The organism is Blastomonas sp. CCH1-A6 (assembly GCF_001556365.1).
In the GTDB taxonomy this organism is placed as follows: domain Bacteria; phylum Pseudomonadota; class Alphaproteobacteria; order Sphingomonadales; family Sphingomonadaceae; genus Blastomonas; species Blastomonas ursincola.
In genome coordinates this window covers 1-6,899 of sequence record NZ_LSIS01000118.1, presented here as the reverse complement: position 1 = coordinate 6,899, position 6,899 = coordinate 1, and the positions used below count along the sequence as shown (strand labels likewise).

Here is a 6,899-nt window from a genome sequence, read left to right as displayed (position 1 = left end):
CCACGATCGCGAGCAACGTCGGCAGCTATGCCATCACCGGTTCCGGCGCATCTGCCACCAATTACGACTTTGCCTATGTGCCCGGCACGCTGACGATCACCCGGGCGCTGCTGACGGTCACTGCCGACAATGCCACGCGCGAATATGGCCTGGCCAACCCGGTCCTTACCGGTTCGATCTCGGGCTTGCGCAATGGCGATACCGCCAGCGTCGTCAGCGGCCTCGTCTATGGCACCAGCGCGGGCACCGGTTCGAATGTCGGCACCTATGCCATCACCGCATCGGGCGCCAGCGCTGCGAATTATGACTTTGCCTATGTCCCTGGAGCGCTGACGATCACCCGGGCGCTGCTCACCGTGACCGCCGATGGCAAGGTGCGCGAATATGGCCTTGCCAACCCGGCGCTGACCAGCACGATCAGCGGCCTGCGCAACGGCGATACGGCCAGCGTCGTCAGCGGGCTGGTGCTTGCTACGCCCGCGGCCCAGGCCTCGGGCGTCGGCAGCTACGCGATCACGGCTTCGGGTGGCAGCGCGCTCAACTATGACTTTGCCTATGTTCCCGGCACGCTCGTCATTAATCCGGCCACGCTCACCGTTGCCATTGACGACAAGACGCGGACCTATGGCGCGCCCAATCCGGCGCTGACGGCGAGCATCACCGGCTTCCGCAATGGCGATACCGAACAGGGCGTCACCGGGCTCAGATTGACGACCGGAGCCAATGCGCGCAGCAATGTCGGCAGCTATGTGATCACCGGATCGGGTGCGACTGCGGCCAATTACCGGTTCGATTACGTGCCCGGCGCACTGACCATCACCAAGGCGTTGCTGCAGGTGCGGGTCAACGATGCGCGCCGCGAATATGGCCTTGCGAACCCGACCTTCACCGCCAGCATCAGCGGCTTCCGCAACGGCGAGAATGCCAGCGTGGTCACCGGGCTGACCTTTGGCACGACTGCGACCATCGGGTCGGATGTCGGCCTCTATGCGATCACCGCTTCGGGCGGATCGGCCCTCAACTATGATTTCAGCTATATCCCCGGTCGCCTGACCATCGCCCAGGCCCAGTTGCTGATCACCGCCGACAACAAGACCATGATGCAGGGTGGCAGCGAACCGACGCTGACGGTCAGCTATTCGGGGCTGCGCAACGGCGATAGCGCATCGGTGGTAACCGGGCTGGTGCTGCGCGCATCGGGCGGCGCCAATGCAGCACCGGGCCAGTATATCATCAACGCCTCGCGCGGCACCGCGCGCAATTACCAGATAACCTATCGCCCCGGCGTGATGACGGTGCTTCCCGCCGTCACGCCTCCTGCGCAGGATCCGCCGGGCACCGGCGGCCCGCCGACCCCACCTGCCGGAACCACTCCGCCGGTGATTATCACCGTTCCACCCGTGACACTGCCGATTGCCGGTGGAAACGGCACCCCGCCGAGCAGCAGCACCCCGCCGGGCAGTGCAGCAGCACCGCCCTCTCCGGCCGATCCGACGCCCAGCGTTGCCGTGCCGCCGATCATCGCCATGCCGCCGCAGGGCAGCGTGAATCTGCCGGTCTCGCCCGACAGCACCACGCCCTTGCAGCTGCTGCAGGGCCTTGCCGCGCCGCTGCCCGTGCTGCTTTCGCCCGAACTGCGTCCCGCAGAAGATGGCGATCGCAACGGTGTGCCTCTGGGCGATGGACAGCCCGGCGGCTGCGAGTATATCAGCCTGTGCAACGGCACGGAGCCCCCCTTGTGGACATGGCAGCCGGCCCAGTGAAGAAAGTATGATTGCGATGAATCTGGTGTTCCGTTCGGCCGCGCTCGCGCTGGCCGCAGCTCTGGTCTCCGCCCCGCTCGCCGCGCAGACCGCCAAGCCTGCGACCCCGGCTGCACCCGCTGCCACCGCCCCCGCTGCACCCCAGGCGATCACGCCGAAGATGGGGACCAATGGCGCCAAGCCCTGGACCGCAGGCTGCAAGGGCACCGGCGAACAGGAAATCTGCGACGCCGTCCAGTCGCTGATCGACGAGGGCAACAACAAGGAAGTGATCCGCGTCGCGATCGCCCGCCAGAAGACCACGGGCAAGACCGGGCTGCTGGTCAAGGTGCCGCTGGGCGTGCGGCTCGATACCGGCGCGCTGATCCAGGTCGATGGCGACCAGACCAAGGCGATCGACAAGATCGTGTTCAGCCGCTGCCTGCCCGAGGGCTGTATCGGTGAAAAGCCGCTGGGCCCGACCGATATCGCCAATTTCAAGAAGGCCAAGAAGCTCGAGCTCGTCTTTCTCGACCTCGAGGGCAAGCCGATCGTGATCAACGTGGTGCCGACCGGTCTCGACGCCGCCCTGACCGGTTTCTGATCCGAGGCTCCATCCGATGACCATCCGGCCGTTTCATCTCGCTTTTCCGGTCGATGACCTCGCGGCTGCGCGGCATTTCTATCGCGAGGTGCTGGGCTGCGGCGAGGGGCGGTCGTCGGATCACTGGATCGATTTCGACCTGTTCGGCCATCAGATCGTCGCGCATCTCGATCCCGATGCCGGTGCGCGGCGCGCGCATCACAATCCGGTCGACGGGCATGACGTGCCGGTGCCGCATTTCGGTGTGGTGCTGACGATGGACGATTTTCACGCGCTGGCCGATCGGCTCAAGGCGGCAGGGACGCGCTTCGTGATCGAGCCGCATATCCGCTTTGCGGGCCAGGTGGGCGAGCAGGCGACGATGTTCTTCCACGATCCGGCGGGCAATGCGCTCGAGTTCAAGGCGTTCGCCGACGACGCGATGCTGTTCGCGAGCTGATTTCGCCCGCAGTTGATTCGTCACCCCCGCGAAGGCGGGGGTCCCGCTTTCATTTCAGCGTTTCGCGCTGCAGCGGAATTCCCGCTTTCGCGGAAATGACGAGCAAGGTTGCGTGGGGAGGCCCTATCGGACAGCCAGATCGACCGGCAGGGTCGGCTCGCTGATCACGCGCTCCATCGCCGCCCAGCGCGCTTTCGCATCAGGTCCGGCGGCCTCGACATGGGCCTGCACCATGTCCTGGCCGAGGCCATAGTTGATCACATAGCTGCGATAGGCATCGGTAAAGCCGACCGACTGTTTCGCCCGCGCTTCGCTCATCAGCTGGTATTTCTGCGTCAGCACGATCGCCTGATTGCGGTCGATCTGCCCGTCGAGGTACATTTGCGCGATGGTGAAGCGGGCGCCACGCAGCCCCGAAAGCGCCTTTTGCAGCTGTGCCAGCCGCGCGGCATCGGCGGTCGAAAGGCCTGCGAGCGGGTAGAGTTCGCGCGTCTCGAACGCCAGCTTCTCGTCGCCCGGAAAGGCGAGATCGATGCCGAAATTGGCCGAACCTTCGGCGATCAGGCTTTGCGGGCTGTAGAGCGGATAGACGCTGAATTCGACCCAGCCGCGCCCGCGCGTCAGCTTCTGTTCGAGCAGGTAGTTGAGCGCATGATGGCCGGGATATCCCTCGTGACAGCCCAGATCGACCGCGCGGGTGATGCGGATCGGCAGGTCGGTGTTGATCTGGATCAGACTGGCGAGATTGCCCTGGTAATAGTTATACCCGCTCCACGGCTTGCCGGTGACGAATTCCATGCGGAAGCTCTCGCCCTTGGGCAGCGGGATGTGGGCGGCGGTGCGCGCACGGCATTCGGCGATGGCGCGGTCGAACACCGGTTTCAGCCGGTCGGCGGGAATGATGAAGCGTTCCTGAAAGGCATCGACGCGCTCGGCGAGCGTACCGGGGCCGGGCAGCAGCGCCTCGATCTCGGCAAGTACCGGATCATAGCTCGCAAGCGGCTGGATGTCCGGCGTCGCACCGAACAGGCCGAGCGATTCCTGCCGGAACGACAGCTTCTCGCCGCGCAGCATCTTCAGCCGCGTGCGTGCGGCGTTGAGCTGCGCGTGGAGGAACTTCGCCCGGCGCTTGACCATGATCTCGCGGCCCGAAACATCGACGGCCATCAGGCTGGCGTCGAGCGCATCGACCGCCTGGGCGAGCGCGGCAAGATCGCGCGGGTTCGCCTCGGCCTGCGTCTTCCACTCGGCCGGGCCGTAATAGGCATCGATATAGCCATCCTCGTGCGTGCCGATCTCGAGCGACAGCAGCACATATTGGCGTGCGATGTCGTTGAGCGGATCGGCGGGCTTGCTCGCCTGGGGCGCGGGCTTGGCGCCACAGGCGGCGCAGGCCAGCACCAGCGCCAGCAGGCCGAAACGGGTGATCATCCTCATGTGCGGACCACTTCCTCTTCCTCGTCGTCCTCGAGGCTCTCGACATCGCCATCGACCCGGACTTCCTCTTCCTGCTCCAGTTCCTCCTCGTAATGCTGCGGATGAAGCGGGCAGATGCGCAAGATCGTATAGCCGAGCAGCGCCGATGCGACAGAGCCCATGATCACCCCGATCTTCGCCTCGTCGATCAGCAGCGCATTGCCCGGGAACGCGAGCGCACCGATGAACAGGCTCATGGTAAAGCCGATTCCGCACAGCGCGGCGACGGCATAGACCTGAAGCCAGGTGGCGCCGCGCAACCGGCTGGCAATGCCGAGCTTCACTGCCAGCCAGACGCTGCCGAAAATGCCGATCTGCTTGCCCAGGAACAGGCCCGAGGCAATGCCGAGCGGCACCGGCGCGAACGCTTCGCCCAGCCCCACGCCTTCCAGCGACACGCCTGCATTGGCAAAGCCGAACAGCGGGATGATGAGGTAGCTGCTCCAAGGCGAAATCGCATGTTCCAGCCGGTGCAGCGGGCTGTCGTGTGCGTCCGGCGTTCCCGGCGTCTTGATGATCGGTATCATGAACGCGGCGAGCACGCCCGCGATCGTCGCGTGCACGCCCGATTGCAGGATCGCGTACCACAGCACCACGGTGAGCAGCAGATAGGGGATGAGGTTCATCACCCGGAAGCGGTTGAGTGCGTACATCGCCGCCATCACGGCGGCGGCCAGGCCCAGCCAGACCGGGGCCAGGCCTTCGGTATAGAAGAGCGCGATGATCGCCACCGCCCCCATGTCGTCGACGATCGCAACGGTGACCAGGAACAGCTTGAGCGACGTCGGCGCGCGCTTGCCGAGCAGCGCGAGCACGCCCATCGCAAAGGCGATGTCGGTGGCTGCGGGGATGGCCCAGCCATTGACGACCGCAGGATCGCCGCCGGTTTCGACGAGATAGATGATCGCGGGCATGGCCATGCCAGCAATCGCCGCGATCACTGGCAGGCGGCGCTTGTCCCAGGTCGAAAGCCGCCCGTCGACCAGCTCGCGTTTGATCTCGAGCCCGACATAGAGGAAGAAGATGACCATCAGGCCGTCATTGATCCACAGATGCGGGGTCATGGGGCCAAGCTTCTTGGTCAGCACCGGGCCTTGGATATCGTGCAGCACATGATGGTACAGGTCGTAGAGCGGGCTGTTGGCGATGATCATCGCGATCGCCGCAGACAGGATCAGGATGATGCCGCCCGCTGCCTCGCTGTTGAGGAACTTGCGCAGCGCCGATGTCTCGCTGCCGCCCGGTATCCCCTGTGCGCCCATGTCTGCTCCCGTTATTGATGCCCTAATGCGCTTGACCGCGCCTGCCCTTGAAGGGCATTCCCCGGCCGGGGGGCAGTCCGCTTGAGCCAGTACCAACGCACCGGGGCCATGATGGCTGCCGTTGCATGGCGCGACGATGTTCGGGCATCTATCTGCAAAGCCCGGTGGGGTCCACCCCTGGCCGGGTAACCCAAGGGTAACGTGCCATGTCCCAATCCGCTCCCGCCGCTCGAGGGCCAGCGCCCGCTTCTGGTGGAGGATCGCGCCTGGGTCGCTTTGCCGCGCGGCTGACCGGGCCGCTGGGCAGCTGGTGGCGGGGCAGCGTGATCCCCGGCATCGAGCATCGCGCGGTGATCGCCAAGGTCGATGACGAGGCCAGCCTGACCCCGCGCTATGCCTTCATGATCCTGATGTCGGCGGGCATTGCGGTGCTCGGGCTGCTGTTGTCCTCGCCTGCGGTGGTGATCGGCGCGATGCTGATCTCGCCGCTGATGGGTCCGATCATTGGATTGGGCTTCGGCATCGCGACCATCGATGGCAACGAGATCCGCCGCACCGCGATGACGCTGGCGGCAGGGATTGTCATGGCCGTGCTGTTCACCGCGCTGGTGGTCTTCTTCTCGCCGATCAAGGACGTCACCTCCGAGATCGCCGCGCGCACCCGACCCAATCTGTTCGACCTGCTGGTCGCGCTGTTCTCGGCGCTGGCGGGGGCCTATGCGATGATCCGGGGGCGCGAGGGCACGATCGTCGGCGTGGCGATCGCGACTGCGCTGATGCCGCCGCTGGCGACAGTGGGCTTCGGCCTTGCCACGCTCAACGCCACGGTTTTCTTCGGCGCGCTGCTGCTGTTCGTCACCAACCTGATGACCATCGCCATCGCGGCTGCGGTGATGGCGCGGCTCTATGGCTTCGGTCCCAAGCTGACCAGCCGGCAGAGCGGGATGCAGGCGGGCGTGATCATCGTGGTGTTTCTGGCACTGGCCATCCCGCTCGGCTATTCGCTCAGCCAGATCGCGTGGGAGGCGCGCGCGCAGCGCCAGGCACGTGAGGTGCTGGCCGAACAGTTTCCGCGCCAGGCGAAGATCGACCAGCTCGACATCGATTTCGCGGGCGACCCTCTGACGATCCGTGCAACCGTGCTGACGCCCCAATTTCGCAGCCGGGCGGCTGCGCTTGGAGAGGCCCGGCTGGCCAAGGCGCTGGGCCGCCCGGTCAAGCTCAGCCTCGACCAGTTCCGCGTCGGCACGGCGGCAGGCGATGCCGAGGCCGCGCAGCTGGCATCGGCATCGGCCAGCGCCGCCTCGCTCAAGGAACGCGAGAACGCGGCGATGGTCGGGCGAGAGCTGGCGCTGCTGGCGGGCGTCCCCGCCGAA

At 65.8% G+C, this 6,899-nt stretch carries 6 protein-coding genes; 4 read left to right on the top strand and 2 right to left on the bottom strand.

Annotated elements, in window-relative coordinates:
* The 3 genes from AX735_RS25630 to AX735_RS04830 form a co-directional block, all read left to right on the top strand.
* On the top strand, positions 1-1,763 hold a 1,763-nt coding region (locus tag AX735_RS25630; RefSeq protein WP_446471782.1), incomplete at its 5' end, for an MBG domain-containing protein.
* A gap of 7 nt (positions 1,764-1,770) precedes the next feature.
* Positions 1,771-2,346, top strand: a complete 576-nt coding sequence (locus AX735_RS04835; RefSeq protein WP_066276454.1) for an invasion associated locus B family protein — start codon at positions 1,771-1,773, stop codon at positions 2,344-2,346.
* Positions 2,347-2,362: 16 nt separating this feature from the next.
* On the top strand, positions 2,363-2,785 hold the full coding sequence (locus AX735_RS04830; protein WP_023839169.1) for a VOC family protein: 423 nt from the start codon (positions 2,363-2,365) through the stop codon (positions 2,783-2,785).
* 123 nt (positions 2,786-2,908) lie between these two features.
* Here AX735_RS04830 and AX735_RS04825 read toward each other — a convergent pair whose 3' ends face one another.
* Both AX735_RS04825 and nhaA read right to left on the bottom strand, forming a co-directional pair.
* Positions 2,909-4,222 carry a hypothetical protein gene (locus tag AX735_RS04825; protein WP_171007863.1) on the bottom strand — a complete coding sequence of 438 codons (1,314 nt, stop codon included), beginning with the start codon at positions 4,220-4,222 and terminating at the stop codon, positions 2,909-2,911.
* The gene (gene nhaA, locus AX735_RS04820) at positions 4,219-5,523 is read right to left on the bottom strand and encodes a Na+/H+ antiporter NhaA (protein WP_066276451.1); all 1,305 of its coding nucleotides are present in this window, start codon (positions 5,521-5,523) and stop codon (positions 4,219-4,221) included. The genes AX735_RS04825 and nhaA overlap by 4 nt, the downstream gene beginning before the upstream one ends.
* A 206-nt stretch (positions 5,524-5,729) precedes the next feature.
* Between nhaA and AX735_RS04815 the strand changes: the two genes are divergently transcribed.
* A partial coding sequence (locus AX735_RS04815) for a DUF389 domain-containing protein (RefSeq protein WP_066276460.1) occupies positions 5,730-6,899 on the top strand: 1,170 nt, incomplete at its 3' end.

What these genes read in the sequence shown, in the direction of transcription:
- AX735_RS04835 (WP_066276454.1), top strand. Translation starts at nt 1,771, where the DNA reads ATGATTGCGATGAATCTGGTGTTCCGTTCGGCCGCGCTCGCGCTGGCC.
- AX735_RS04830 (WP_023839169.1), top strand. Translation starts at nt 2,363, where the DNA reads ATGACCATCCGGCCGTTTCATCTCGCTTTTCCGGTCGATGACCTCGCG.
- nhaA (WP_066276451.1), bottom strand. Translation starts at nt 5,523, where the DNA reads ATGGGCGCACAGGGGATACCGGGCGGCAGCGAGACATCGGCGCTGCGC.
- AX735_RS04825 (WP_171007863.1), bottom strand. Translation starts at nt 4,222, where the DNA reads ATGAGGATGATCACCCGTTTCGGCCTGCTGGCGCTGGTGCTGGCCTGC.